This window comes from Pseudomonas sp. CP-1 (assembly GCF_021213715.1).
In the GTDB taxonomy this organism is placed as follows: Bacteria; Pseudomonadota; Gammaproteobacteria; order Pseudomonadales; family Pseudomonadaceae; genus Pseudomonas; species Pseudomonas aeruginosa.
The window spans coordinates 47,950-73,184 of the sequence record NZ_JAJQKY010000016.1 but is presented as its reverse complement, the minus strand read 5'-3'; the positions used below and the strand labels follow the sequence as shown (position 1 = coordinate 73,184).

The 25,235-nt window shown below is 69.0% G+C and carries 20 protein-coding genes; 3 read left to right on the top strand and 17 right to left on the bottom strand.

Annotated elements, in window-relative coordinates; genetic code table 11:
* Positions 1-111: 111 nt before the first annotated feature.
* The 6 genes from LT948_RS25220 to LT948_RS25195 are packed head-to-tail and all read right to left on the bottom strand — an operon-like array spanning position 112 to position 6,550.
* Positions 112-765: a methionine ABC transporter permease gene (locus tag LT948_RS25220; RefSeq protein WP_003111646.1), complete on the bottom strand. Its 654-nt coding sequence runs from the start codon at positions 763-765 to the stop codon at positions 112-114.
* Entirely contained in the window at positions 749-1,858 is a 1,110-nt protein-coding gene (locus LT948_RS25215) for a methionine ABC transporter ATP-binding protein (protein ID WP_073657436.1), read from the bottom strand. The genes LT948_RS25220 and LT948_RS25215 overlap by 17 nt, the downstream gene beginning before the upstream one ends.
* Positions 1,855-2,649 (bottom strand): MetQ/NlpA family ABC transporter substrate-binding protein, encoded by a 795-nt coding sequence (locus LT948_RS25210; RefSeq protein WP_003139343.1) that lies wholly within the window; start codon positions 2,647-2,649, stop codon positions 1,855-1,857. The genes LT948_RS25215 and LT948_RS25210 overlap by 4 nt, the downstream gene beginning before the upstream one ends.
* A gap of 31 nt (positions 2,650-2,680) precedes the next feature.
* Positions 2,681-4,069 carry an LLM class flavin-dependent oxidoreductase gene (locus tag LT948_RS25205; RefSeq protein WP_023091765.1) on the bottom strand — a complete coding sequence of 463 codons (1,389 nt, stop codon included), beginning with the start codon at positions 4,067-4,069 and terminating at the stop codon, positions 2,681-2,683.
* Positions 4,070-4,086: 17 nt separating this feature from the next.
* Complete coding sequence (locus LT948_RS25200) at positions 4,087-5,304, bottom strand: SfnB family sulfur acquisition oxidoreductase (protein WP_003089457.1); 1,218 nt, start codon at positions 5,302-5,304, stop codon at positions 4,087-4,089.
* A 10-nt stretch (positions 5,305-5,314) separates the two neighbouring features.
* A complete protein-coding gene (locus LT948_RS25195; RefSeq protein WP_003089455.1) occupies positions 5,315-6,550 on the bottom strand; it encodes an SfnB family sulfur acquisition oxidoreductase in 1,236 nt (411 codons plus the stop codon).
* Positions 6,551-6,968: 418 nt separating this feature from the next.
* On the opposite strand from LT948_RS25195, the gene LT948_RS25190 reads away from it, so the two are divergent.
* Entirely contained in the window at positions 6,969-8,204 is a 1,236-nt protein-coding gene (locus LT948_RS25190; RefSeq protein WP_015502896.1) for an NAD(P)/FAD-dependent oxidoreductase, read from the top strand.
* Between the two features lie 30 nt (positions 8,205-8,234).
* On the opposite strand, the gene LT948_RS25185 is transcribed toward LT948_RS25190, so the two are convergent.
* The 10 genes from LT948_RS25185 to LT948_RS25140 all read right to left on the bottom strand — a co-directional run bounded on the left by LT948_RS25185 (position 8,235) and on the right by LT948_RS25140 (position 21,473).
* The gene (locus LT948_RS25185) at positions 8,235-9,167 is read right to left on the bottom strand and encodes a carbohydrate kinase family protein (RefSeq protein WP_023095591.1); all 933 of its coding nucleotides are present in this window, start codon (positions 9,165-9,167) and stop codon (positions 8,235-8,237) included.
* A 41-nt stretch (positions 9,168-9,208) separates the two neighbouring features.
* A complete protein-coding gene (xylB, locus tag LT948_RS25180) occupies positions 9,209-10,717 on the bottom strand; it encodes a xylulokinase (protein ID WP_073657437.1) in 1,509 nt (502 codons plus the stop codon).
* Positions 10,714-12,189, bottom strand: coding sequence for a mannitol dehydrogenase family protein (locus tag LT948_RS25175; protein ID WP_023095593.1), 1,476 nt, complete (start codon positions 12,187-12,189; stop codon positions 10,714-10,716). The genes xylB and LT948_RS25175 overlap by 4 nt, the downstream gene beginning before the upstream one ends.
* A 22-nt stretch (positions 12,190-12,211) precedes the next feature.
* Positions 12,212-13,324, bottom strand: coding sequence for an ABC transporter ATP-binding protein (locus tag LT948_RS25170; protein WP_003089446.1), 1,113 nt, complete (start codon positions 13,322-13,324; stop codon positions 12,212-12,214).
* A gap of 39 nt (positions 13,325-13,363) precedes the next feature.
* On the bottom strand, positions 13,364-14,197 hold the full coding sequence (locus tag LT948_RS25165) for a carbohydrate ABC transporter permease (RefSeq protein WP_003105365.1): 834 nt from the start codon (positions 14,195-14,197) through the stop codon (positions 13,364-13,366).
* Positions 14,198-14,207: 10 nt separating this feature from the next.
* Positions 14,208-15,140, bottom strand: a complete 933-nt coding sequence (locus LT948_RS25160) for a carbohydrate ABC transporter permease (RefSeq protein WP_003105364.1) — start codon at positions 15,138-15,140, stop codon at positions 14,208-14,210.
* 75 nt (positions 15,141-15,215) lie between these two features.
* A complete protein-coding gene (locus tag LT948_RS25155; protein WP_003105362.1) occupies positions 15,216-16,526 on the bottom strand; it encodes an ABC transporter substrate-binding protein in 1,311 nt (436 codons plus the stop codon).
* Between the two features lie 157 nt (positions 16,527-16,683).
* Positions 16,684-17,589 carry an AraC family transcriptional regulator gene (locus LT948_RS25150; protein ID WP_023091770.1) on the bottom strand — a complete coding sequence of 302 codons (906 nt, stop codon included), beginning with the start codon at positions 17,587-17,589 and terminating at the stop codon, positions 16,684-16,686.
* Between the two features lie 151 nt (positions 17,590-17,740).
* Positions 17,741-19,081, bottom strand: coding sequence for an aryl-sulfate sulfotransferase (locus LT948_RS25145; RefSeq protein WP_023091771.1), 1,341 nt, complete (start codon positions 19,079-19,081; stop codon positions 17,741-17,743).
* 22 nt (positions 19,082-19,103) lie between these two features.
* Complete coding sequence (locus tag LT948_RS25140) at positions 19,104-21,473, bottom strand: TonB-dependent receptor (protein ID WP_003117849.1); 2,370 nt, start codon at positions 21,471-21,473, stop codon at positions 19,104-19,106.
* 149 nt (positions 21,474-21,622) lie between these two features.
* Between LT948_RS25140 and LT948_RS25135 the strand changes: the two genes are divergently transcribed.
* The gene (locus LT948_RS25135; RefSeq protein ID WP_003105356.1) at positions 21,623-22,534 is read left to right on the top strand and encodes a LysR family transcriptional regulator; all 912 of its coding nucleotides are present in this window, start codon (positions 21,623-21,625) and stop codon (positions 22,532-22,534) included.
* A gap of 96 nt (positions 22,535-22,630) precedes the next feature.
* On the top strand, positions 22,631-24,247 hold the full coding sequence (locus tag LT948_RS25130; RefSeq protein ID WP_058150667.1) for an alkaline phosphatase family protein: 1,617 nt from the start codon (positions 22,631-22,633) through the stop codon (positions 24,245-24,247).
* Here LT948_RS25130 and LT948_RS25125 read toward each other — a convergent pair whose 3' ends face one another.
* Positions 24,248-25,153 (bottom strand): AraC family transcriptional regulator, encoded by a 906-nt coding sequence (locus tag LT948_RS25125; RefSeq protein ID WP_003089436.1) that lies wholly within the window; start codon positions 25,151-25,153, stop codon positions 24,248-24,250. It abuts the gene before it with no gap.
* Positions 25,154-25,235: the final 82 nt, after the last annotated feature.

The window sequence follows — 25,235 nt, the reverse complement described above, 5'->3', positions numbered from 1 at the left end:
GGACGACAGATACAGGTCTGTCCGGCGCGGGGAAAGATGCGCTGTCGCGGCGACGCTGGTTCCTGTCGCCCTCGGTAAAGCGCCAGCCCTCCCAGGCCGGGAGGGCGGATTCTACAGGCGTTTGTTCAGCAGGCGGGCCAGGCGGTCGCCGCCGAACTGGATCAACGTGACCAGCAGCACAAGGACGATGATCACGGTGAGCATCACCTGGGTGTCGAAGCGCTGGTAGCCGTAGCGGTAGGCCAGGTCGCCGAGGCCGCCGGCACCGATCGCGCCGGCCATGGCCGAGGAATTGATCATGGTCACCAGGGTGATGGTGAAGCCGCCGACGATGCCCGGTCGCGCCTCCGGCAACAGTACGTTGCAGATGATGTGGCGGCGTTCGCAGCCCATCGCCTGGGCCGCCTCCACCAGGCCGTGGTCGACTTCGCGCAGGCTGACCTCGGCGATCCGCGCGAAGAACGGCGTGGCGGCGATGGTCAGCGGCACCACCGCGGCCCAGACTCCATAGCTGGTGCCGACGATCATCCGGGTAAAGGGAATCAGCGCCACCATCAGGATCAGGAAGGGTACCGAGCGCAGCACGTTGACCAGACCGCCCAGGATGCGATTGAGCAGGCGCGCCTCGAAGATCCCGCCCGGCCCGGTGGTGACCAGCACCAGGGCCAGCGGGATACCCACCAGCAGGACGATGGCGGAGGACGCGCCGATCATCAGCAGCGTATCGAGGAAACCTTGCCAGAGCCGTTCAAGCATGGGCGACATGGCCGAGCACCTCCACCTTGTCCGCCACCAGCGCGGCCTTGGCCAGCACGCCGGGAAGCTCGCCGGGCGGCGCGCCGACCTGTAGCAGCAGGCGCCCCAGGGCGCGGCCCTGGATCCGCTCTATGCCGCCGTGGAGCAGGTCGACGCGCTGGCCGATGGCCCTGGCGATGGCCAGCAGGTCCGGCACCCGTCGGTTGGCGCCGGTGTACTGGAGATCGAGCAGCACCGGGTCGCTGGCGCCGGGAGCCTGGCGCAGGCGCGCCTGGAGGTCGGCCGGGAGGGCGGCGCGCAGGCTGCCGAGCAGGCTTCGGGTGACGGCATGGCGCGGATCGCCGAAGACTTCCCAGACTTCGCCCTGTTCGACGATGCGGCCGCATTCGAGGACCACCACGCGGTCGCAGATCTCGCGGATGACCGCCATCTCGTGGGTGATCAGGACGATGGTCAGGCCCAGCCGGCGGTTGATGTCGCGCAGCAGCGCGAGGATCGCCTGGGTGCTCTCCGGGTCCAGCGCCGAGGTGGCTTCGTCGCAGAGCAGTATCTGCGGCTGGTGCACCAGCGCGCGGGCGATGCCGACGCGCTGTTTCTGCCCGCCGGAGAGCTGCGCCGGGTAGGCGTCGCGTTTTTCCTCCAGGCCGACCAGTTGCAGCAGCCCGGCGACCCGCTCCTCGATCCGTGCCCGGGGCACCCCGGCCACCCGCAGCGGCAGGGCGATGTTCTGCCACACGGTCTTGGCCGACATCAGGTTGAAGTGCTGGAAGATCATGCCGATGCGTCGGCGCAGGGCGACCAGACGCTGGCCGTCGTAGCCGCCGATGTCTTCATCGTCGATCAGCACCTGCCCCTCGCTGGGACGCTCCAGGCGATTGAGGGTGCGGATCAGCGAGGACTTGCCGGCGCCGCTGCGGCCGATGATGCCGAACACTTCGCCGCGGCGGATTTCCAGGTCGATCTCCCGCAGGGCCTGGACCCCGCCGGGGTAGCGCTTGCCCAGGCCGTGGAGGCGGATGTGCGGCGTGGAGGCGCGCGTGTCGGGCGCCGTCGGGAACGGTTCGAGGGGTAGCAGGCTCGGGGGAACGGTCATGGTCGTCACTCCCAGCCCGGCTGGTACAGCGTGCCATGGGCCTTGTCCAACGCGGCGCGAACCACCGGCGAATGCTGGTAGATGTCGACGAAGCGCGCCAGGCGGCCGTCGCGGTCCTGGTAGTCGCCGCGGGTGACGAACTGGATCACGTATTCCCGGTTGTCGATCCCGTCGAACAGCAGCGCCCGGGTCGGGTCGATGGTCCCGGCCAGGCGCAGGTAGTGCGGGTAGCCCTGGGCCAGGTCGAAATCGTCGAGGGCGCGCGCCAGTTGCACCGCCTCCAGCTCGGTGATGCGGATGTCCTTCGGGTTGTCGACGATATCGTCGAGGGTCGCCTTGTAGCCGACGCCGTCCCTGAGCTTCAGCAGGCCGGCCTTCTGTAGCAGTTGCAGGCCGCGGCCGCCATTGATCGGGTCGTTGGCGATGGCCACGCTGGCGCCTTCCGGCAACTCTGCGAGGCTGGCGTAGCGCTTCGAATAGAGCCCGACGTTGTTGATGATCCCCGGCGCGAACGGCTTCAACTGGAAGCCGCCTTCGCGGTTGGCGTTTTCCAGGAAGGGCACGTGCTGGAAATAGTTGGCGTCGATGTCGCCCTGGGCGAGGGTGATGTTTGGGGCGTTCCAGTCGCTGAACTCGACCAGTTCGACCTTCAGTCCCTGCTTGCCGGCTTCGCTCACGGCGACTTCCAGCGGCGGGGCGAAGGCGGCGGTGGTGCCGATCTTCAGCGGGGCGTCGGCGGCCTGGACCGGGCCGCTGCCGAGGAGGACGGCCAGGCTCAGGGTTTTCAGGGTGTTCAGCATGGTGGGCTCCTGAACGAAAGGGAAACTGGGGTCAGGCCTGGCGCTGGTGCGCGGCCGGGGGCTGGCGGAAGGCGGCGCCGGCGTGTTCCGCCTGCAGGCGCGCGCGGCCGCCGCCGAAGAGCTTCTCCCGCAGGGTGCCGGGGGCGTAGGCGGTCTTGTAGCTGCCGCGTGCCTGCAACTCGGGCACCACCAGGTCGATGAAGTCGGCGTAGCTCTCCGGCTCCACGGTGCGGGTCAGGTTGAAGCCGTCCAGGCCGGTATCGGCGATCCAGCCTTCGAGATCGTCGGCGACCTGGCGCGGGTCGCCTACCAGGGTCACGTAGCGGCCGCCCAGGGCCAACTGGTCGAGGAGCTTGCGCACGGTGGAGTCGGTGCGCGCCACGGTGAGGTTCTTCACCACCGACTCGATGGCGTTGTTCTTCTCGTAGCGGATCGGTTCGTCGAGCCCGTAGCGCGACAGGTCGATGCCGCTGGAGCTGGCGAAGTGCGCCAGGCCGGCCTCGGGGCTGGCGTAGCGGCGGTACTCGGCATGCTTGTCGCGGGCCTCGGCCGCGGTGGCGGCGACGATCACGTTGATGCCCATGAAGATCCTGATGTCCTCGGCGCGACGGCCGGCGCCGACCACCGCCGCGCGGATGCGCTGCACCAGTTGGCGGGTGGCCTCGCGGGTCTGTCCGGAGACGAACACGCATTCGGCGTGGCGCGCGGCGAAGGCCAGGCCACGCTCCGAGGAGCCGGCCTGGAACAGCACCGGGGTGCGCTGTGGAGAGGGCTCGGCGAGGTGGTAGCCCTCGACCTGGTAGAACTCGCCATGGTGACGGACCTTGTGGATCTTCTCCGGCCGCGCGTAGACCCGTCGCTGGCGGTCGGCGAGCACCGCGTCGTCTTCCCAGCTGCCCTCCCAGAGCTTGTAGAGGACCTCCAGGTACTCGTCGGCGCGGTCGTAGCGGCGGTCGTGCTCGATCTGCGCGGACTGGCCCATGGCCTTGGCCGCGCTTTCCAGGTAGCCGGTGACGATGTTCCAGCCGATCCGCCCGTCGCTCAGGTGGTCGAGGGTCGAGAGCCGCCGGGCGAACGGGTAGGGCGCCTCGTAGGTGAGGTTGGCGGTGACGCCGAAACCCAGGTGCTCGGTGACCCCGGCCATGGCCGAGACCAGCATCAGCGGGTCGTTCACCGGCAACTGGACGGCTTCGCGGGCGGTCACCTCGATGCCGCCCTGGTAGACGTCGTAGACGCCGAGGATATCGGCGATGAACAGGCCGTCGAACAGGCCGCGCTCCAGCAGCCGGGCCAGCTCGGTCCAGTGGCGCAGTTTGCGGTAGTCGCTGGAGCGGTCGCGCGGGTGGGTCCAGAGGCCGTGGTTGATATGGCCGACGCAATTCATGCTGAAGGCGTTTAGGAGAATCTGCTTCTTGCTCATGGCGGTTCCTTCGGCGTTCAGAGCGTGCCGCGGCGTGGCGGCAGGCGGCCGTTGAGGTAGTAGTCGCCGACCGCGTGGTACTTCCAGCGCACCGGGTCGTGCAGGGTGTGTACGCGGGCGTTGCGCCAGTGGCGGTCGAGACCGAGTTCGGCGAGACAGGCGCGGCTGCCGCCAAGTTCGATCAGCTTGCTGCCGGCCAGCAGGGCGACCTCGGTGGTCAGCGCGCGGGCTTCGGCGACGGCGATCGAGGCGGCCGCCACGCTTTCCGCGTCCGGCTCGGCGGTGGCCCGGTCGAGCACCCGCCCGGCACGCTCCAGCAGCGCTTCGGCGGCGTGCAGGCGGATCGCCAGGCGGCCGATCTCGTGGATGGTCAGTGGGTCGTCGCTGGCCTTGTCGACGCCGGAGTCGACCCAGGGCCGGGCGCGCTCGCGGACGAAACGCAGGGTGTCCTCGAAGGCGCCGCGGGCGATCCCGGCGTCGATCGCCGCGTGGAGGATCTGCGCCAGCGGGCCGACGGTGGTCGGGCGCTCGAAGGCGTCCTGGAACGAGACCACGTCCTCGGCGGCCACCGCTACCCGGTCGAACAGCGCCGAACCGCTGCCGGTGGTGCGTTGACCGAAGCCGGACCAGTCGTCGACGATTTCCAGCCCGGCGCTGTCGCGCGGGACGAAGGCCAGTTGCTGGCGGCCCTCGTCGTCCACCGCCAGGGTCGGCACCCGCTGCGCGTAGAGTGCGCCGGTGCAGTAGAACTTGCGCCCGTCCAGGCGGTAGCCGTCGCCGTCGGCGCGCAGGCGGGTACGGCGCTCGCTGGCGGTACGCGTGCCGATCTCGGCCAGGGCGTTGCCGAAACGCTCGCCGGCCAGGGCGGCGCCGAACAGGCGACCTTTCTGCGCCGGCGAGCCGTTCACCCGCAGCACTTCGAGGGCGTAGAAATGGTTCTGCGGAATCTGCCCCAGGGAACTGTCGGCGGCGCTGACGATCGCCACCACCTTCGCCAGGGTCACCCGCGAGACGCCGGCCCCGCCGTATTCGCGGGGCACCGCGATGCCCCACAGGCCGGAGCGGGAGAACAGTTCCAGTTCTTCCAGCGGCAGGCGCCGCTCGCGGTCGCGCTGGATGCTTTCGCGGGCGAACAGGGCGGCCAGCTCGCGGGCCGTTTCCAGGGCTTCGTCGTCGCTGCCGATGCGATGGGCAGCGGCCGTGGGATTGTCGCGCGTAGCGTGTGCGAGGCTCATCGGGCGCTCCTCAGATCCATGAGTGACGCGCCGGACGGGCGCCGTTCAGGTAGTAGTCGCCGACCGCGTGGACCTTCCAGCGTACCGGGTCGTGCAGGGTGTGGGTGCGGGCGTTGCGCCAGTGCCGGTCGAGGTTGAACTCGGCGAGCGTGGCGCGGCTGCCGGCCAGCTCGAAGAGCTTCTCGCTGGCGGCCAGGCTGATCTCGGTGCTCAGCACCTTGGCCTCGGCCACGGCGATCGAGGCGCGTGCCGCCGACTCGGCGTCCACCGGCCGCGCGGCCACCTCGTCGAGGACCTGGCCGGCCTTCTCCAGCAGGGCGTTGGCGGCGTGCAGCTCGATTTGCAGGCGGCCGACCTCGGCGATGCTGTAAAGCTCGTCGCTGGCGCGTTCGACCTGGGCGTCGATCCAGGGCCGGCTGCGTTCGCGGACGAACGCCTGGGCGTCGTCCAGCGCCGCCTGGGCGATGCCGGCGTCGATGGCGGCCTGGATCAGTTGCGAGACGGCGCCCTGGAGGCTCGGGATCTCGGCCAGCAGGCCGTTGTGGATCAGCATGTCGCCGGCTACCGGAACCTCGTCCAGCAGTACCGTGCCGCTGGCGGTGGTGCGCTGGCCGAAGCCGGACCAGTCGTCGACGATGCGCAGGCCGGGAGCGCCGCGCTCGACGAAGAGCATCACCGCGCGCTCTTCCTCGTCGATGGCCTTGACCGCCACCCAGTGGGCGAACAAGGCGCCGGTGGAGTAGAACTTCTCGCCGCTGACCCGGTAGCCGTCGCCGTCGCGACGGACCCGCGCCTTCAGCTCCAGGGTGTGGCGGGTATTGCGTTCCGGGCCGGCGTTGGCCAGCCGGCGGCCGTCGAGGATGCCACGGAACAGCTTGCGTTTCTGCGCCGGGCTGGCGACGTTGTCGATCACGCTGAGCAGGCCGAACTGGTTCTGCGGAATCTGTCCGAGGGCCGGGTCGGCGGCACAGATGACGCGGAACACCTCGGCCAGGGTCACGTGGGAAACCTGCGCGCCGCCATAGGCGCGGGGAATGCCGATGCCGCCCAGGCCGAGGCGGGTGAAGAGTTCCAGTTCCTGCCAGGGCAGGCGTCGTTCGCGGTCGCGTAGCGCCGCTTCGCGACGGGCCAGCCCGGCTACCTCGTGGGCGGCCTGCAACGCCTGGGCGTCGTTCTCGATGAGGCGTGCCGGGAGTAGCCGGGGCGCCTGGTCACGAAGATCCTTGGGTGCGGTTTCGTCGGTCATGGTTCAGCCTTGCAGCGTGGTGGTTCCGCCAGCGGCATCGGTGTAGCGCGGCTCGCGGGTTCGGTGGTGCGGGTGGAACGCCTGGAGGAGGGAGGGGAAACAGGCGGTAACGACATGCTCGCTGGGCACCTCTGGCAGTTCGGATAGGTGGCTGGCGCGATCGCCAAGCCTCTGCCAGGTCTGTTTGCACAAGCCGTGCCGTTTGCTAATCAATAGAAAAATCAAAGAGTTGGAGGTTTGCTCCAACAGTTTCTGCTGGTCCGCGGGCGCTGCCTGTTGCTCCGCTGTTGCCAGGGCAACAGTTACCGGCGGATTACAGCCGGATGCCGCGCGCCGGCGCCGTGCTGCTAGGGTGATAGGGTTTCGCGCGCGGCGGCCTGGCGCGCGCCCACCCACTCGGATCGTCGAAGGAACTCCCATGCAGAGCGCTAACGCTTCAGAACTCACCACCGACATCGCCGTGATCGGCGGCGGCGCGGCCGGCATCGGCGTGATCGCCAGCCTGCTGAAACGTTCGCCGGGGTTGCGTATCAGCCTGATCGAGCCGGCGGACACCCACTACTACCAACCGGGCTGGACCCTGGTCGGTGGCGGCGCCTACGCCCAGGGCGACACCGCGCGGCCGATGGCCGGGCTGGTCCCGGCCGGCGTGGAGTGGCTGCGCACCCGTGTCGAGCGGGTCGACCCCGAGGCGCGCCGGCTACTGCTGGAGAGTGGCGGCAGCCTGGAATACCGCAACCTGATCGTCTGCCCCGGCCTGCGCCTGGCCTGGGAGCGCATCGAGGGCCTGGAGGAGACCCTCGGGCGCAACGGCGTCACCTCCAACTACCGCTACGACCTGGCGCCCTACACCTGGGAGCTGGTGCGCGGCCTGCGCGGCGGCAAGGCGCTGTTCACCCAGCCGGCGATGCCGATCAAGTGCGCCGGGGCGCCGCAGAAGGCCATGTACCTGTCCTGCGACCACTGGCTGCGGGAGGGCGTGCTGCAGGACATCGAGGTCGAGTTCGACCTGGCCGGCGCGGCGTTGTTCGGTGTCGCCGATTTCGTTCCGCCGCTGATGGAGTACGTGCGCAAGTATTCGGCCGAGCTGGCGTTCAATTCCAACCTGGTGAAGGTCGACGGCGCGGCGCGCAAGGCCTGGTTCGAGGTGAAGGACGCCGACGGCAACACCAATCTGGCGGAAAAGGACTTCGACCTGCTGCACGTGGTGCCGCCGCAGCTGCCGCCGACCTTCGTCGCCGCCAGCGGCCTGGGCGACGCGGCCGGCTGGTGCGAAGTCGACCCGGCGACCCTGCAACATGTCCGCCATGGCGAGATCTTCGCCCTCGGCGATGTCTGCGGCACCGCCAACGCGAAGACCGCGGCGGCGGCGCGCAAGCAGATCGTGGTGGTGGCCGAGAACCTTCTCGGCCTGCGCAGCGGCCGTGGCCTGCCGCTGCGCTACGACGGTTACGGCGGTTGCCCGCTGACCGTCGAGCGCGGCCGGGTGGTGCTGGCGGAGTTCGGCTACGCCGGCAAGCTGCTGCCGACCTTCCCGCTGGAGCCCACCGCGGCCAGCCGCTTCGCCTGGCTGCTCAAGCGCCACGTACTGCCCTGGGTGTACTGGAACGCCATGCTCAAGGGCCGGGAGTGGCTGGCGCGGCCGGGGCGCTAGACCGGGCGGCAGCCCTCGGCCTGACCGGCCTCAAAGCTCGTGGGCGAACGGCAGGTCCGGCCCCACCCGCGAGCAGGTGACCGCCGCCGCGCGGATGGCGAAGGCGAGCATCGCGTCGATCGCTTCCCGCGACAGCGCGGCTAGCCTGGCCGGGCTGTCGGCGTCGAGGCGGCGGAGGTAGGCGAGGGTCGCCGCCTGGAAGGTATCGCCGGCGCCGACCGTATCGCGCAGCGCCAGGGCGGTATCCGCCGGGCGACTCCAGCTGCCGTGGGCGCAGTGCACGCTGGCGCCGGCGCCGCCGTGGGTGACGAAGACCAGCCGGCAGCGCGGGTTCAGCCAGCCGCGGGCCACCTCGCCGGGATCGCGGTCGGGGTAGAGCAGGGCCAGGTCTTCCTCGCTGGCCTTGATCAGGTGCGCGTGGCTGGCGAAGGCCTCGACCCGGCGCCGCCAGAGGTCGATGTCCGGTTGCGGGTCGAGGCGCACGTTGGGGTCCAGGCTGACCAGGCGCCGGTCGCTCTCGCGCCGGACCAGCGCCAGCAGGGTGTCGGCCACCGGCGTCACCACCAGGGTGTAGGAGCCGACGTGCAGCCCGCGTATCCGCCCATCCAGCGTCGGCAGGTGTTCCAGGCGCACCTGGCGGTCGGCGCAGCCGTCGCCGCGGAACTGGTATTGCGCCGAGCCGCTGGCGTCGAGGCCGACCATCGCCAGGGTGGTCGGGGCGTCGCTGGGCACCAGGAAGCCGCAGTCCACGCCTTCTTCTTCGAGCACCCGGCGCAGCCGCGCGCCCAGGTAGTCGCTGGACAGCCCGCCGAACAGCGCCACCTCTACGCCCAGCCGGCGCAGGCCGACGGCGACGTTGAACGGCGAGCCGCCGGCGATCGCGGTGAAGCCCAGCTCGTTGCTGCGCGCAGCGCTTTCCAGGCTGAAGACATCGAAAAGGGCCTCGCCACACACCAGGTACATGCAGATCTCCAAAACGCCAGAAGAGGAAGGAAAGCCGGCCATTATCGCGGAGGCAGGTGCTCCAGGTAACGCCGGTAGGCCTGTTCGTAGGCTGCCTGTTGTCGCGCCTGGGGCTGGGTGCGGGTCGCCTCGTCGAGCGCCACGCAGCGCCGGCACAGGGCTTCCAGGCTTTCACCGGCGCCGCTTTCGCGGCCCAGGCTCCAGGCCGCCTGGAGCGCCGCGCCAAGGGCGGCGGCCTCGGTCTGCCGTGGACAGACCAGCGGCAGGCCGAGCAGGTCGGCGAGCGTCCGCCGCCACAGCGGGCTCTTCGCCGCGCCGCCGACCAGGCGGATTTCCTCGCCCGGCAGGCCGCTGGCGCGCAGCAGGTCGAGGCCGTAGCGCAGGCCGAAGGCGGTGCCTTCGAGCACCGCCCGGCAAAGATTGGCGCGGCTCAGGTTGGCCGCGGTCATGCCATGCAGGCTGGCGCTGGCGTACGGTAGCGCCGGAACCCGCTCGCCGTCGAAGAACGGCAGCATCAGCAGACCCTCGGCGCCGACCGGCGCCTGGGCGGCCAGCCGGGAGAATTCGTCGAGATCGAGGTGCAGCAGGTCCTGTACCAGGCCGCAGGCGCCGGTGAGGTTCATCGTGCAGGCCAGCGGCAGCCAGCCGCCGGACGAGGCGCAGAAGGACGCCAGCTCGCCGTGCGGACTGACCAGCGGCCGCTCGGCATAGGCGGCCAGGGTGCCGGAGGTGCCCAGGCTGGCGGTGAGCAGGCCGGGGCGGATGTTGCCGGTGCCGATGGCGGCGAGCATGTTGTCGCCGCCGCCGCCGGCGACCCGCGTGTGGGGAGCCAGGCCGAGGGCGGCGGCCGCTTCGGGGCGCAGGTTGCCGATGCAGGCGCCGGGCTCGATCAGCTCCGGCAGCGCCGCCGCCAGGCGTCCGCCCGGCTCGATCAGCTCCAGCACGTCGCTGGCCCAGGTGCGCCGGCGCACGTCGAAGTAGCCGCTGCCGGAGGCGTCGCCCGCTTCGCTGCAGACGCGGCCGGTGAGCCAGTGGTTGAGGTAGTCGTGGGGCAGGAGGATGTGCGCGACGCGGGCGAACAGCTCGGGAAAGCGGCGCCTGCTCCAGAGCAGCTTGGACAGCGTGTAGCCCGGCGCGAGCACCAGCCCCAGGCGTTCCAGCGAGCCGGCCGGGCCGCCGAGGGCTTCCAGCAGCTCGCGGTTCTCCGCCGCGCTCTCGGTGTCGCACCAGAGCTTGGCCGGGCGCAGCGCCCGGCCCTCGGCGTCGAGCAGGAGCAGCCCATGCTGCTGGGCGGAAACCGCCAGGGCGCGGACCTCGCGGCCGTCCACCGCGGCTTCTTCCAGGGCCATGCGTACCGCGCTGGCCATGGCTTCCAGCCAGTCCGCCGGGTCCTGCTCGCGGCGTCCGTCGCGGCCTTCCGGCGGGCGCTGCGCGGCGCTGCCCAGGCCCAGCGTGCAGCCGCTGCCGGCGTCGAGCAGCAGCGCCTTGCTGCCTTGGGTGCCGCAATCGATGCCGAGGAACAATCCGTGCATGCGGCCCTCCGGAGTCATTCGCCGAGTACCTGGCGCAGGGTTTCGCTGACGCCGTGTCGGCGCAGGCTGTCGTAGAGCCGCTCGAAGGCCTCGACGAAGGCCGCCGAGGCCGGGATCGCCGGGCCGAACACGGTCTCCACGCCGAGCAGGCGCCGGCCCAGGCCGTGGCGTTCGACAACCAGCGCCTGGCATTCGGCGGCGCGCGGATCGGGAATCGGGTAGTGCTCGCCATGCTCGTCGACCCCGCCCAGGTACAGCGCCCAGGCCGCCACCACCAGGGCCACCCGTTCCAGCGGCCGGCCGGCGGCGATCAGCCGATTGGCGGTGGGGACGATGAACTTGGGAAACTTCGACGAGCCGTCCGAGCAGACCCGTTCCAGTTGATCGGCGATGGCGCGGTTGGCGAAGCGCTCGACCAGGCTGTCCTTGTAGCGCTCCAGGTCGATCCCCGGTACCGGCGCCAGCAGTGGGGCCACGTCGCGGTCCATGAAGGCCCGCACGTAGCGGCGCAGCAGCGGGTCGCCGAGGGTTTCGTGGACGAAGCGGTAGCCGCGCAGGAAGCCCAGGTAGGTGAGCGCCAGGTGGCTGCCGTTGAGCAGGCCGATCTTCATCTCCTCGTAGGGCGTGACGTCGTCGGTGAACTGCACGCCGACCTTTTCCCAGGCCGGGCGCCCAGCGCTGAAACGATCTTCCAGCACCCATTGCACGAAGGGTTCGCAGACCACCGGCCAGGCGTCTTCCACGCCGTGCCGTTGGGCCAGTTGGCGGCGGTGGGCGGGGCTGGTCATCGGGGTGATGCGGTCGACCATGGCGTTGGGAAAGCTGACGTGCGTCGCGATCCAGCGCGCCAGCCCCGGGTCGAGCCGTTCGGCGAAGGCCAGCAGCGCCTTGCGCGCCACCTCGCCGTTGTGCGGGAGGTTGTCGCAGGACATCACGGTGAACGCCGGCACGCCTGTGTCGCGGCGCCGCCGCAGAGCCTCGCAGAGAAAGCCGAAGACCCCGCGCGGGGTCCGCGGGTTGGCCAGGTCGTGGCGCACCAGCGGCAACTCGGCGAGGAACTCGCCGCTGCCGTCGTCGATGCAGTAGCCGCCTTCGGTGATGGTCAGCGAGACGATGCGGATGGCCGGCTCGGCAAGCTTTTCCAGCAGCGCCTCGGCGCCGTCCTCGGCGAGCAGCATGCCGCTGATGGCGCCGATCACGCGGACCTCGGTGTCCGGCTGGTCGCCCAGCTCGTAGAGGGTGTAGAGGTAGTCCTGGGCGGCCAGGGCGTCGCGCATGGCGCGGTCGTCGCTGCGCAGGCCGGCGCCGCAGATCGCCCAGTCGAGGGCTTCGCCGCGGTTCATCAGAGCGTCGGTGTAGGCCGCCTGGTGCGCGCGGTGGAAGCCGCCGACACCGATGTGGACGATGCCCTGGCGCAGTTGCGCGGGGTCGTAGGACGGGCGGGCGACAGCGGTCGCCAGCAGGGGGAGGTGCTGCCGGTTGAGTTTCATCGGTGGGTTCCCGCTGGCGGCTTCAGGCCGCCTGTTGCAGTCGTTTGTCGAGGGCCTGGCCGTTGCTGTCGAACAGATGGCAGTGCGCCGGATCGAAGCCCAGCTCCAGGGGGGCGCCGTAGTCCGGTGCGAAATCGCCGCGCACGCGCAGGGTGAGCATTTCCCCCGAGTCGGCGCGGACATGGCAGAAGCTGTCGCTGCCCAGGCGCTCGCTGACGTCGGCGGCGACCCGCAGCAGGCCCTGGAAGGCATGGCCCGGGCGGGCGATGTTCAGGTGTTCCGGGCGGATACCGAGGGTCACCGGGCTGCCGGTGGCCAGCTCTCCGGCGCATAGCGGCAGGCCGACGCGCGCGCCGCATTCGAGGGCGACCTCGCAGCGCTCGCCCTGGTTGCGGCTGAGATGGCCGCGCAGGAAGCCCATCTTCGGCGTGCCGAGGAAGCCGGCGACGAACAGGTTGGCCGGATGGTGGTAAAGCTCCAGCGGCGAGCCGACCTGCTCGACGCGCCCGCCGTTGAGCACCACGACCTTGTCCGCCAGGGTCATCGCCTCGACCTGGTCGTGGGTCACGTAGATCATGGTCGCCGCCAGTTCCTGGTGCAGCCGCGCCAGTTCCAGGCGCATCTGCACGCGCAGGGCGGCGTCGAGGTTGGACAGCGGTTCGTCGAAGAGGAATATCTTCGGGTTGCGCACGATCGCCCGGCCGATCGCCACCCGCTGCCGCTGGCCGCCGGAGAGCTGGCGCGGCTTGCGCTCCAGCAGCGCTTGCAGTTCGAGGATGCGTGCGGCGGCGTCGACCTTGGCGGCGACCTCGCGCTTGTCGACGCCGGCCAGGTCGAGGGCGAAGGAGAGGTTCCTGCGCACCGTCATGTGCGGGTACAGCGCGTAGGTCTGGAAGACCATCGCCAGGTCGCGTTTCGCCGGCGGGGTGTCGGTGATGTCCGTGCCGTCGAGGGCGATGCTGCCGCCGCTGGCCTCTTCGAGGCCGGCGATCAGGCGCAGCAGGGTCGACTTGCCGCAGCCGGAGGGGCCGACGAAGACTACGAACTCGCGGTCGCGGACGTCGAGGTCGATGCCCTTGATGATGGCCTGGCCGTCGAAGCCTTTCTGCAGGTTGCGGATCTTGAGATCAGCCATGGCGGAATACCTCCGTGGACGAAAGGATGGGGATGCGCTTCATTTCACGGCGCCGAAGGAAAGGCCGCGTACCAGCTGCTTCTGGCTGATCCAGCCGAAGACCAGGATCGGCGCGCAGGCGAGGGTGGAGACGGCCGAGAGCTTGGCCCAGAACAGTCCTTCGGGGCTGGAATAGGAGGCGACCAGGGCGGTCAGCGGGGCGGCGGCCGAGGAGGTCAGGTTGAGCGACCAGAAGGCCTCGTTCCAACACAGGATCAGCGACAGCAGCAGGGTCGAGGCGAGCCCGCCGCGGGCGATCGGCAGCAGTACGCGGACGATCTCCTGCCAGGTGCCGGCGCCGTCCAGGCGCGCTGCTTCGAGGATGTCCACGGGGATGTCCTTGAAGTAGGTGTACACCATCCAGACCACGATCGGCAGGTTGATCAGGGTGTAGACGATGATCAGCGCCAGCCGCGAATCGAGCAGGCCGAACTGCTTGGCCAGCAGGTAGATCGGCATCAGTACGCCGACCGGCGGAAGCATCTTGGTCGACAGCATCCAGAGCAGCGTGCGCTTGGTGTGGCGGGTCTCAAAGAAGGCCATGGAGTAGGCCGCCGGCACCGCGACGAGCATGCACAGGAGAGTCGCCGAGGAGGAGATCAGCAGCGAGTTCCAGGCGTAGGCGAAGTAGTCGCTGCGCTCGTTGATGTGCAGGTAGTTCTCCAGGGTCGGCTGGAAGATGAACTGCGGCGGCGTGGCGAAGGCGTCGATCTCGCTCTTGAAGCTGGTCAGCAGCATCCAGAAGATCGGGAAGAACAGCAGCAGGGCGATGCCCCAGCAGAGCAGGCCGAGCAGGGCATTGCGCAGGCGGCGGGATTGCTTGAGTGTCAGCATGGCGGGTTCCTCAGCTGCGCTCGGTAAGGTTCTTGCCGATCATCCGCACCAGCACGATGGCGGCGATATTGGCGATCAGCACCGCGATCAGGCCCCCGGCCGAGGCCATGCCGACATCGAACTGCAGCAGCGCCTGGTTGTAGATCAGGTAGGCGAGGTTGGTCGATTCGTAGCCGGGGCCGCCGCTGGTGGTGGTGAAGATCTCGGCGAACACCGAGAGCAGGAAGATCGTCTCGATCATCAGCACCACCGCGATGGGCCGCGCCAGGTGCGGCAGGGTCAGGTGCCAGAAGATCGCCAGCGGACCGGCGCCGTCGAGGCGGGCAGCCTCCTTCTGCTCCTGGTCGAGGGACTGCATGGCGGTCATCAGGATCAGGATGGCGAAGGGCAGCCATTGCCAGGAGACGATGAGGATGATCGACAGCAGCGGATAGTGCGCCAGCCAATCCACCGGCTCGGCGCCGAACAGGCGCCAGACGGCGGCGAGGATGCCCGAGACCGGGTGGAAGATCAGATTCTTCCAGAGCAGCGCGCTCACCGTCGGCATGATGAAGAACGGCGAGATCAGCAACACCCGCACCGCGCCGCGGCCGAAGAACTCGCCGGCCTCCAGCAGCGCGGCGATGAGCACGCCGAACGCCACGCTGATCGCCAGCACGCTGCCCACCAGCAGCAGGGTGTTCAGCGCGCCGGGCAGGAAGCCGGCGTCGGTGACGAAGAAGGTGAAGTTCTCCAGGCCGACGAAGGCATTCTCGCCGGGATACAGCAGGTTGTAGCGGATCAGCGAGAAATACAGGGTCATGCCCAGGGGCACGATCATCCACAACAGCAGCAGCGCCACCGAGGGGCTGACCAGGAGCCAGCCAGGGCCGCGCCGGCGGCGCTGGAGACGGCGGCGGGCGGGACGGGCCGGGAGCGGGGTATCGAGGGCCGAGGTGTTCATGGCGACTCCGTCTGGATCTTCAAGGGCAAGCGCTCGAGCAGCGCCGCGCCGGGCGCGGCTGCGCCCGGCGGCGGACTACTTCGGATAGCCGGCGCGCTTCATCTCGCGGGCGGTGCTCTGCTGCGCGGCGGCGAGCGCCTGGTCGCTGCTCATCTGCCCGGTGAGGGCGGCGGAGAACAGCTTGCCGACCTGGGTGCCGATGGCCTGGAACTCGGGGATGGTGACCAACTGGATGCCGACATAGGGCACCGGCTTCAGCGTCGGATGGTTGGGATCGACGCGCTTCAGCGATTCCAGGGTGACCCGCGCGAACGGCGCGGCGGCCAGGTAGGCCTCGCTGTAGGTCGAGGCGCGGGTGCCGGGCGGCACGTTGGCTACGCCTTCCCTGTCCGCCACCAGCTTGCCGTACGCCTGCGAGGTGGCCCAGGTGGCGAAGGCCTTCGCCGCGTCCTTGGCGCGCGAGCTGGCGGGAATCGCCAGGGCCCAGGAATACAGCCAGGAGGCGCCCTTGTCGGTGACTTCCCGGGGGGCGAAGGCGAAGCCGGTGGCGTCGGCGACCTTGCTCTGGCTCTTGTCGGTGACGAACGAACCGGCGACGCTGGCGTCCACCCAGATCGCGCACTTGCCGCTGTTGAACAGCGCCAGGTTCTCGTTGAATCCGTTGCTGGAAGCGCCGGGCGGGCCGTACCGCTTGAGGGTGGAGACATAGAAGTCGAGAGCCTTCTTCCATTCGCCGCCGCTGAATTCGGGCTGCCATCGCTCGTCGAACCAGCGTGCGCCGAAGGCGTTGGCCAGGGTGCCGATCAACGCCATGTTCTCGCCCCAGCCGGCCTTGCCGCGCAGGCAGATGCCGTACTGGCCCTGGTCCGGGCGGTTGAGCCTGGCGGCGAATTCGCCGAGCTGGGTCCAGGTCGGTTGCTCGGGCATCCGCAGCCCGGCCTGCTGGAACAGGTCCTTGCGGTAGTAGGTGATCGAGGCTTCGGCGTAGAACGGCAGGGCGTACAGCGTGCCCTTGACGGAGAGACCGTCGCGCACCGAGGGCAACAGGTCGTCCAGGGCGTAGTCGGCGGGCAGCCCGCTCATCGGCTCCAGCCAGCCCTTGGCGCCCCACAGCGCGGCTTCGTACATGCCGATGGTGAGCAGGTCGAACTGTCCGCCCTGGGTGGCGATGTCGGTGGTCAGGCGCTGGCGCAGGACGTTCTCTTCGAGCACCACCCATTTCAGCGCGATGTCCGGGTGGCTTTCCTCGAACACCTTGGACAGGCGTTGCATGCGGATCATGTCGTTGTTGTTGACCGTGGCGATGGTCAGGGTCTCGGCGCCCTGGGCCAGCAGGGGCAGGGCAAGGCAGGCGGCGGCCAGGCAGGCCTTGATCGAGTCGTTCATCGGTGAACTCCTCTTCCGGGCCGGCGGGCGGCGCGGAAGACATTATTGTTTTTGTGTCGCTCGCTGCCGATTACACAGGCGCGTCACGCAACCGACAAAGCCTCGACTGCACTTCGACCGATACTTTTTTGCACCGCCGGGGTGGGGCGCTGGAGGCTCAGAGCAGGTTCTGCTCGGTCAGCCGCTGGGTCACCAGGCGCCGGTAGCCGGTGGGCGTCATGCCCTTGAGCTGCTGGAAGCGCCGGTTGAAATTGGACAGGTTGCTGAAGCCCGACTCGAAGCACACCTCGGTCACCGGCAGCTCGCTGCGGGCCAGCAGCTCGCAGGACTTGCTGATGCGCAGGCGGTTGACGAACTCGACGAAGCCGCGCCCGGCGGCCTGCTTGAAGAAGCGCGAGAAGTAGGTGGGGGTCATGCCCAGGTGGGCGGCGACCTGCTCCTGGGTGAGGTCCTGGGCGTAGTGCTGGAAGATGTAGTCCACCGCCCGGTTGATCCGTTCGACGTTGTGCTCGTCGGCCAGTTGCGAGGAAGTGACGGTAGAGAGCAACTGGTAGTCCTCGCATTCGGCGAGCTGTTCCATGAGGATAAAAAAGTATCCCAGGCGGGTCATGCCGCCGCTGTCGGCGATGCGTTGCAACAGTCGCCGGCTTTCGCTGATCAGCGCCGGGTCGCGGAACTCGATGCCGTAGCGCGCCCGCGCCAGCAGCGGGGCCAGGCGGTTCAGCTCGGAGAATACGCCGCTGCCGTCCTCCAGCACCTCGTCGGTGAAGTTCACCAGCATGTCGCGCCGGGCCACCACCTCGTCGGGCTCAACCTGGCTGATCCAGTTGTGCGGCAGGTTGGGACCGGTGAGGAACAGGGTGTCGGGGGCGAAGTTGCCGATGTAGTCGCCGATGAATACCTTGCCGGAGCTGGCGACGATCAGGTGCAGCTCGTATTCCTTGTGGAAGTGCCAGCGCACCAGCGGGCTGGGGAAGCCGTGCTGGCGGTAGATCAGCGAATGGCCTTCGTGATCGTCCATCAGCTCGTAGGACGGATCGGTGACTTTGCTGGCTCTGGGCATGGGCGCGGGCCGACCGGGGGAACGAAGGCACATCCTAGCCCGAAGCGGCGGGGCTGTGCAGGGGACCACCCGCGAGCCTCGCTCCCCTGCGTGGCGCCGGGTGGCCGCAGGGGCGGGTAGCGGGCCGTGGCTCTATCCGCCGCCATCCGCTTCAACGCCGCGCCGTGACCTGCGGCGTGGCGCCGGGAACCGCCAGGTTCACCGCCTTCTCCTCGCGCGGCGTACCTTCGGGCACCCAGTCGTAGGCCACCGGCAGCGCGCGGTAGACCCAGTTGCTCCGGGCGTCGCCGCGCGGCGCCTTGCCGAAGTAGGGGCTGACGTACTCCCAGACGATCTCGCCGCCGGGCGTTACCTGGAAGAAGCGTCCGTTCTGCCCTTCGTCGATCAGCGTATTGCCGTTGGGCAGGCGCCGCGCGCTGCTGATGAAGGCGCTGTAGAAGGCCCAGCCGGGCTGCTGCGAGTCCTCGGCAGTGTATTGCCAGACGATCTGCTTCTTCAGCGGGTCGATTTCCAGTACCCGCGAACCGGAGACCAGCCCGCGCGGTACCGAGGGGTAACCGGCGTCACCCTGGTTGTCGAACACCAGCAGGTTGCCGGCGCCCGGCAGGCCCTCGGGAATGAGGTGGGCGTCGTGCTGGCCACTGATCTGGTCCACCGGGCGCGGCAGCTTACGGGCGCTCTTCGGGTCGATCGGCGGAAGGTTCGGGCCGAGGCGCCAGACCACCTTGCCGCTGGCCTTGTCGACGATCGCTATGAAGTTGGCGTTGCGTGAGTCGAGCAGCAGGTTGTCCGGGGCGAAGCGCTGGTCGCCGGCAGCGTGCCAGCGGTTCTCGCCGAGCGGGGCGAGGTTGTTGATGTGCAGGTAGTCGGGGTTCTCGCTGGCCCGCACCCGCTTCAACTGGTCGGCGGTGAATCCGAATTCGTCGAGATGCTCCGAAGCGGTCCAGCTCCAGGCCAGCTTGCCCTGCGGCGTGACCTCGTAGATCACGTCATCGATTACCCGGGGCACGGCGAAGCCCTTCACCGCGTGGACCTTGTTCGCCAGCAGCAGGGTGTTGCCGTTGGCCAGCCGGCGCTGGTCGTGGTGCTGATGGGCGGCGCCGCCCGGCGCCTGGTCACCCCAGCGCCAGACCTCCTTGCCATCCCAGTCCAGCTCGCCGAGGGCCTGGTTGGCCAGGCCGTTGCCGGGCGAGGCCAGCTTGTCCGGAGCGGCCAGGTCGGCCAGTTGCAGCAGCACATGGCCGCGCTTGCCGCCGTTCAGGGCCGGGTCGATCACGGCGGCGGGGAAGCCGGGGTAGTCCCAGCGCTTCACCTCGTTGCCGTTCATGTCGATCAGGTGGGTCTTACGGTCTGCGCCGCTGAAGATCACGTACTGGTTGAAGGCCTTCTGCGGGTCGTAGCGGGTCACTCCGGTGGGGTAGACGCTGGGCGCGGCATGGGCGCCGGCGGCGAGCAGCGCGGCGCTGAGCAGGAGCATCGGGAATCTGGGCATGGCGGGTTCCTCGGCGATCGGTTCAGAAGTCGTAGCGGGCGGTCACGCCCAGGGTGCGCGGCGTGCCGAGCACGCCGGCGTAGCCGCCGTTGGCGGAATTCCAGAGGCTGGTGAAGTAGGTCTTGTCGAAAGCGTTCTTCAGCCACAGGGACAGGTCCCACTGGCCGTCCCCGTAGTCGCCGCGCAGGCCGGCGGAGGCGTTGACCAGGGCGTAGCTGGGGATCTGTCCGTATGCGGAATCGTCGATGGTGCCCACCGCCCTGGAGCGGAACGCGTAGCTGGCGGTGAGGTAGGGCTCCAGGCCATCGTCGAGCTTCCAGCGATACTCGCCATTGAGGTTGGCGATGTACTTCGAGGCACCGACCACCTGGTGCCCGCTGAGGTCGCAGGACGCCGGGGCGCCGGTCTGGAAGGCCACCTCGGGGGCGCACGGGGCGTTCTTGTAGGACAGGTAGCGAACGTCGTTGTAGGACGCATTGAAATTCAGGGTCAGGCCGCGGATCGGCAGGGCCGTCGCTTCGAACTCCAGGCCGCGCGAGCGCACATCGCCGGCATTGGTCAGGTACTGGGTGCGGTTGGCCTCGTCGTAGGCATTGGCCTGGTAGCCGTGGACCACGGTCCAGAACAGGTTGCCGTTGAGGATCAGGCGGTTGTCGAGGAGGGTGGTCTTCAACCCCAGCTCGGCATCGTTGGCGCGCTCGGTGCCAATCAGCAGCGAGTCGGCACCGGCGCTGGGAGCGCTGGCCACGGTCAGGTTGACGCCGCCGGATTTCTCGCCGTGGGACAGCGAGGCGTAGCCCAGAACCTGGTCGCTGAAGCGGTAGCTGAGGCTGAGCAGAGCGGACGGACTGACGCTGTGCAGGCCGATGTCGCCGCTGTCGTAGGCGCCGACCCTGCCGTTGCGCGCGGCCGCCGCCGCGCCGCTCACCGCGGCGCCGCCGAGCGGAGCGTAGCGTTCGACCCAGGCGGACTTTTCCTCGTAGGTGCCGCGCACGCCGGCGGTTAGGTCCAGGCGCTCGGTTAGGTGCCAGGTGCCCTGGGCGAACAGCGCGTAGCTGTCGGTGTCGATGTGCCCGCGACCGCGGGTGCTGACGTCGCTCAGGGCGCCGGCGGGGGTTCCGTTCCAGATGTCTGCCCTGGGCCCGTAGTCGGTGAAGGACTTGTTGTCGAGGTCCTGGCCGAAGTAGTAGGCGCCGAGCACGTAGTCGAAGAAGCCGCCGCTGGGCGAAGCCAGGCGGATTTCCTGCGACCACTGCTTGTCGCGCACCGAGACTCCGGCGTTATAGGCCGCCGGTACGTCCAGGCCGTCGTCGTTGCGCGGCGTGAAATCCCACCAGCGGTAGGCGCTGATGGAAGTGAGGGTGAAGTCGTTGGCCAGCTTCCAGTTGGCTTCCACCGAGGTTCCGCCCTGGAACACCGTGACCTGCTGGTCCGAGTCGAAGTTGACCTTGCGCCGATGGCCATCCACCAGCGTCGCGCCGGCCGCGGCGGCGCGCTGTTCGTAGCGGTTCACGCCGTTCACCGTGGGGCCGCTGCTGAACAGGGTAAGGACACCATTGTCGGAGTCTTCCTCGTTGTAGTCGCCGATCCAGCGCAGGCTGAAGTCGTCGTTCGGCTTGAACAGCAACTGCCCGCGGAAACCCTGGCGTGCGCCGCCGTTGAGGGTGTTGCCGTCGTGGAGGTTCTTCACGTAGCCGTCGTCGCGGGTGCGGTAGGCCGACAGGCGCCCGGCGAGGGTCTCGCCGAGCGGTCCGGAAATCGTGCCCCTGGCCTGGAAGTAGCCGTCCTCGCCGCCGGATATCTCAACGCTGCGCTCCGGAGTGAAGCTCGGCGCACGGGTGCCGATGTTGATCACCCCGGCCGTGGTGTTCTTGCCGAACAGGGTGCCCTGCGGGCCGCGCAAGACCTCCAGCTGCTCGATGTCGAGAAGGTCGAACGAGGCCATGCCGGGGCGGCCGAGGTAGACGTTGTCGAGGTACAGCCCGACGCTGCCTTCCAGGCCGTCGCTGGCCGGGTTGTTGCCGAGGCCGCGGATCGACACGCTGGACTGGCGCGCGTGGACGTAGGCGACGTTGGTGCTCGGCACCAGTTGCTGCAGGTCCTGCACCCGGTAGATGCGCTGGCTCTCCAGGGTTTCGCCGCCGAGCACGCTCATCGCGGTGGGCACATCCTGGGAGTTTTCCACCCGTCGCCGCGAGGTCACCGTGACGGTCTGCAGGGTGGTGGCCGGCTGCGCCTGGCGCGCCTCTTCGGTGCCCGCGGGGGTGTCGTCGGCGCCGGCCAGTTGCGCCCCTCCGGCGCAGGCCAGGCAGATCGACAGGGGCAGCAGGCGACGGCGGAACGGTGCGCTGCGGGACGACGGGATGGAGCGGTACGCGGGTCGGCGATTCATGTGTGGGTCCTGGATGAAGGGGTGACTGCTAATTCCGTATGGTTATTTATTTATGTTTTATATTGCTTTTACGGAATAAGAGATTGCCTTTATAAAAAGCCCACGCCGTCCCCGGCAATTGCATTCGCCCGATATTTTCCATGTAGAAAATGCATATCGATCTCCGCCAGCTCCGCCACTTCATCGCCCTTCACGAGCACCGCAGCTTCGTCGCCGCGGCGCTGGCGGTTAACCTTTCGCAATCGGCCTTCAGCCGCAGCATCCAGGCGCTCGAACACAGCGCTGGCTGCCGCCTGGTGGACCGCGCGGCCAAGGACCTGCGTCCGACCAAGCAGGGCCTGATCGTCCTCGAACATGCGCGCCGGCTGGTCAGCGGCGCGCACAACCTGGCCAACGAGATCGCCCTGTTCAACGGCCTGGAGGCCGGCGAACTGCGCTTCGGCGCCGGGCCGGCTCCCGCCACCTGGCTGGTGCCGCGTGCGGTGGGGCGCTTCAACGTGCGTTATCCGAAGGCGCGGGTGAGTTTCCAGGTCGAACACTGGCAGGCGCTGAACCGCCGCCTGCAGGCCGAGGAGTTCGAGTTCTTCGTCGCCGACACCCGGCATTTCGAGGCCGACCCGCAATACCGGACCTCGCGCCTGCGTCCCCGGCGCTGGCATTTCTGCTGCCGCGAGGGGCATCCACTGGCCGCGCGCGAGAGCGTTTCCGCCGAGGAGCTGCTGAGCTTCCCGCTGGCGACCAACATCAGCCCGCCGAACATCCGCAAGGTGCTGGTGGACCTCAGCGGGCGTCCCGACTTCCGCCCGGCCATCGAGTGCGAGAACGGCCATAGCCTGCTCGGCGTGGTTCTCGCCTCGGATGCCATCGGCATCAGCAGCGGCCTCGGCGACCTGGCGCCGCCGGGACAGGGAGGCCTGCGTCCGCTGCGGGTGCGCGAGCTGCCCGACGACCTCGACGAACTGCATACCCGCTACGGCATCGTCAGCCGCGCCGGCTACAGCCTGTCGCCGCTGGCGGAGGCGATGATCGACGAACTGAAGCGGGTCGACGACGCCACCTGAATTGCGTCGCACGCATGCCAACTATGTTCCGAATGCGCTTGCCGCCGGACGCGGCGGACCGCGAAATGAAGCGTCGTTTCCTTTTCGCGAGCCGTCATGAGCCAGCCCAAGCCGATCCGCAACGTCCTCTACATCATGTGCGACCAACTGCGTCGCGATTACCTGTCCTGCTACGGCCATCCCTATCTGCACACGCCGAACATCGACCGCCTGGCCGCGGCGGGCGTGCGCTTCGCCCGTGCCTATACCCAGGGCACCATCTGCGGGCCGTCGCGGATGTCCTCGTACACCGGGCGCTACGTCAGCAGCCACCAGGTGGCCTGGAACGCGGTGCCGCTGCCGCTGGAGGAGCTGACCCTGGGCGACTACCTGCGCGCCGCGGGAGTCCGCACCGCGCTGGTCGGCAAGACCCATGCCACGGCCAACCTGGAAGGCATGCGGCGGCTCGGCATCGATCCGGCTAGCGCGCGCGGCGCGGCCCTCGCCGAAGCCGGCTTCGAGCCCTACGACCGCAATGACGGGGTCTACCCGGATGACCCGGCCTTCGCCGACAAGCGCGAAAGCGCGCCCTACACCCACTACCTGCGGCGCCTCGGCTTCACCGGCGACAACCCCTGGCACGACTGGGCCAACGCCGCCGCCGGCGCCGACGGGGAAATCCTCAGCGGCTGGCGGATGCGCCATGCCGGATTGCCGACACGCTTGCCGGAGGCGCACAGCGAGACCGCCTATACCACCCGTCGCGCCATGGATTTCATCGACGAGCAGGGCGAGCGTCCCTGGTGCCTGCACCTGTCCTACATCAAGCCGCACTGGCCCTACATCGCGCCGGCGCCGTACCACGCGCTGTACCGCGCCGACCAGGTGCTCCCGGCGCTACGCGCGGCGCCCGGCGAAGAAAGCGACCACCCGGTGTACCGCGCCTTCCGCGAACATCGCGAGAGCCTCAATTTCTCCCGCGAAGACGTGCGCCGGCAGGTGATACCTACCTACATGGGGCTGATCCGCCAGGTCGACGACCAGCTCGGCCGGCTCTTCCAGCACATGCGCGCCAGCGGGCGCTGGGACGATACCCTGATCGTCTTCACCAGTGACCATGGCGATTTCCTCGGCGACCACGGCCTGGGCGAGAAGGAGTTCCTCCTCGAGTCGGCGGTGGGCGTGCCGTTGCTGATCCGCGATCCGCGCCCCGAGGCGGACGCCACCCGCGGCCGGGTGGAGGAGGCGCTGGTGCAGTCCATCGACGTACTGCCGAGCATCCTCGAAGCCTTCGCCGTCGAGCCCGCCAGCCATCGCATCGAGGGCCGTTCGCTGCTGCCCTTCGTCCATGGCGCGCCGCCGGCGGACTGGCGCCGCTACGCCATCGCCGAGTACGACTACGCCTTCCAGGCGCCGGCGCGGGAGCGCCTGGGCCGACCCATCGATGCCTGCCGCATGTACATGGTGCGCAGCGAGCGCTGGAAGTACATCGCCTACGACGGCTTCCGCGCCCAACTGTTCGACCTTGCCAGCGACCCCGGCGAATTGCGCGACCTCGGCGCCGACCCGGCGCATGCGGCGGTGCGCGAGGCCCATGCCGGGATGCTGTTCGACTGGCTGCGCGGGCTGAAGCGGCGGACTACCATCAGCAACGCGGAGATCGACCTGCGCGGCCAGGCGTTCCGCTACGGCGAGCCGGAAGGCGGGCGCCTGGTACCGATCGGTCTCTGGTGATCAGCGGCTGGCCTTGCGATAGGCCCCCGGCTGCTGTCCGGTGGCCTTGTGGAAGGCACGGGTGAAGGCGGCGGTGGACTGGTAGCCGACCGCCGCCGCGACCTCGGCGACGCTGGCGTCGGCGCGCAGCAGGGCGCAGGCGCGGTGCATGCGCAGGGCCAGCAGGACCTGCCCCGGCGACTGACCGCTGAGTTCGTTGAAGCGCTTGAAGAAGGCCGAGCGCGAGAGTCCGGTGCGTTCGGCCATCTGTTCCAGGCTCCAGGGCTGTTCGGGTGCCTCGATCAGCGCTTCCAGCAGGCCGGCGAACTGCGGCTGGCGTGCCAGTGCCACCAGGCCGCCGAGGGTCGGGTTGTCGAGCACCTGCTGGCGCAACACGTAGAGGAACAGCAGGTGGCTGAGGCGCTCCAGCAGAACCGGCGACGGCGCCGGCTGGCGGCGGCACTCGTCGACGATCAGGGCGAACAGGCGTCGCGCCGCGTCCAGCGCCGGATCGCCGGCGCGCAGGATCAGCCAGTCGGGCAGGGCGTCGACGATCAGCCCGGACAATCCCGAATGGAAGTGGAAGAACCCGCAGACCAGGCCGGCACCGTCCGCCGCGTTCCACTCCAGCGCCTGCATTTCGCCACGCGGCTGGCAGCGCGCTGCCTCGGCGGTGGCCTCGCTGGACAGGCGGAACTCGACGTCGCGCAGGAAGAACAGCGCGTCGCCGCTGTCCAGTCGCCAGCCCCGGGCGCTTCCGGCGACGTGCGCCCAGCAGTGTCCCTGCACCACCAGGTGGAAGCTGGCACGCGCCAGACCGTGGGTGGAGGCATGCCAGCCGCCGCAGTAGCGACCGACATGGAACAGGCTGGTGTCGACTTCGAGGCTGTCTAATAACCAATCGACAAGGGGGTTGGACGAATTCATCTAAGGGAAAGACTCAAGAGCAAGTGATAGCGACTTTAGAATATTGAATGGATTTCTTATTACCAAGAGACTTCTTCGACAC

Coding starts and splice junctions, on each gene's coding strand:
- LT948_RS25190 (WP_015502896.1), top strand. CDS start 6,969: ATGCAGAGCGCTAACGCTTCAGAACTCACCACCGACATCGCCGTGATC.
- LT948_RS25130 (WP_058150667.1), top strand. CDS start 22,631: ATGAGCCAGCCCAAGCCGATCCGCAACGTCCTCTACATCATGTGCGAC.
- xylB (WP_073657437.1), bottom strand. CDS start 10,717: ATGACTCCGGAGGGCCGCATGCACGGATTGTTCCTCGGCATCGATTGC.
- LT948_RS25125 (WP_003089436.1), bottom strand. CDS start 25,153: ATGAATTCGTCCAACCCCCTTGTCGATTGGTTATTAGACAGCCTCGAA.
- LT948_RS25155 (WP_003105362.1), bottom strand. CDS start 16,526: ATGAACGACTCGATCAAGGCCTGCCTGGCCGCCGCCTGCCTTGCCCTG.
- LT948_RS25160 (WP_003105364.1), bottom strand. CDS start 15,140: ATGAACACCTCGGCCCTCGATACCCCGCTCCCGGCCCGTCCCGCCCGC.
- LT948_RS25135 (WP_003105356.1), top strand. CDS start 21,623: ATGCATATCGATCTCCGCCAGCTCCGCCACTTCATCGCCCTTCACGAG.
- LT948_RS25145 (WP_023091771.1), bottom strand. CDS start 19,081: ATGCCCAGATTCCCGATGCTCCTGCTCAGCGCCGCGCTGCTCGCCGCC.
- LT948_RS25140 (WP_003117849.1), bottom strand. CDS start 21,473: ATGAATCGCCGACCCGCGTACCGCTCCATCCCGTCGTCCCGCAGCGCA.
- LT948_RS25175 (WP_023095593.1), bottom strand. CDS start 12,189: ATGAAACTCAACCGGCAGCACCTCCCCCTGCTGGCGACCGCTGTCGCC.
- LT948_RS25200 (WP_003089457.1), bottom strand. CDS start 5,304: ATGAGCCTCGCACACGCTACGCGCGACAATCCCACGGCCGCTGCCCAT.
- LT948_RS25220 (WP_003111646.1), bottom strand. CDS start 765: ATGTCGCCCATGCTTGAACGGCTCTGGCAAGGTTTCCTCGATACGCTG.
- LT948_RS25165 (WP_003105365.1), bottom strand. CDS start 14,197: ATGCTGACACTCAAGCAATCCCGCCGCCTGCGCAATGCCCTGCTCGGC.
- LT948_RS25195 (WP_003089455.1), bottom strand. CDS start 6,550: ATGACCGACGAAACCGCACCCAAGGATCTTCGTGACCAGGCGCCCCGG.
- LT948_RS25150 (WP_023091770.1), bottom strand. CDS start 17,589: ATGCCCAGAGCCAGCAAAGTCACCGATCCGTCCTACGAGCTGATGGAC.
- LT948_RS25170 (WP_003089446.1), bottom strand. CDS start 13,324: ATGGCTGATCTCAAGATCCGCAACCTGCAGAAAGGCTTCGACGGCCAG.
- LT948_RS25205 (WP_023091765.1), bottom strand. CDS start 4,069: ATGAGCAAGAAGCAGATTCTCCTAAACGCCTTCAGCATGAATTGCGTC.
- LT948_RS25185 (WP_023095591.1), bottom strand. CDS start 9,167: ATGTACCTGGTGTGTGGCGAGGCCCTTTTCGATGTCTTCAGCCTGGAA.
- LT948_RS25210 (WP_003139343.1), bottom strand. CDS start 2,649: ATGCTGAACACCCTGAAAACCCTGAGCCTGGCCGTCCTCCTCGGCAGC.